Source organism: Brevundimonas sp. (assembly GCF_018608325.1).
In the GTDB taxonomy this organism is placed as follows: Bacteria; Pseudomonadota; Alphaproteobacteria; order Caulobacterales; family Caulobacteraceae; genus Brevundimonas.
The window spans coordinates 1-797 of the sequence record NZ_JABAZW010000047.1 but is presented as its reverse complement, the minus strand read 5'-3'; the positions used below and the strand labels follow the sequence as shown (position 1 = coordinate 797).

Here is a 797-nt window from a genome sequence, read left to right as displayed (position 1 = left end):
GACGCCCAGCAGGACCGCATCGCGGCCGCTGACCGGGCCAAGGCCGAGTTCATGATGGGGCTGGGGCGCGAATTGCGTCAGCCGTTGAATGTCATCAGCGGCTATTCACAACTTTTACGTCTGAACTTCGCCGATCCTCTCAGCCGCAGGGAGAGTGACGCCGTGGACCGGATCGAGGCGGCGTCTGCGGTCCTGACCGCGCTGGCGGATGAACTGGTCGATTTCGCCGCTGTCCAGGCGCCGAACCTGACCCTATCCCTGCAGCGGGTTGATCTGCGTCTGGCCTTGCGTCAGGTCTGCGACGCCCTGGGCGTGGACGCTGAAAAAGCCCACGTCACCCTGGACTGTCCGCCTGCCGCGGCGGGTCTGGGCGTCATCGCCGATCCCGTCCGGGTGCGCCAGATCCTGCGCCGCCTGATCGCGGATGCGATTCGCCACACCCAGCCGGGCGGGGTGGTCCGCACCGAAATCCAACGCTCATATGACGAGGTCGTCGCCCTGGTGCACGACACGGGGTTCGAGGCCTCGTCCGACCGTATGGAGACCCTTTTCCAGCCGTTCAACGGCGTGGAGCGGAACGCCCCCTCTGGCGCCAGCCTGGGCATGGCGGCGGCCCAACGGTTGGCCGAGGCCATGCAGGGCCGCATCTTCGCCGCACGACGCAAGGACGCCGGAACCACCTTCACCCTGCGGCTGCCTGCCGTCATCCCTGCGCCCGTGAATGTGCCGGCCAAGGCCGTCATCCTCTATGTCGAGGCTGATCCCGCCAATGTCGCCCTGATGCGGCAGGTGATGTC

Annotated in this window: 1 protein-coding gene; it reads left to right on the top strand. The window is 67.0% G+C overall.

What is annotated here, in order from left to right:
- Window positions 1–797, top strand: a 797-nt coding sequence (locus tag QZ281_RS04885) for a HAMP domain-containing sensor histidine kinase (RefSeq protein ID WP_292225379.1), incomplete at both ends; no start/stop codon positions are given.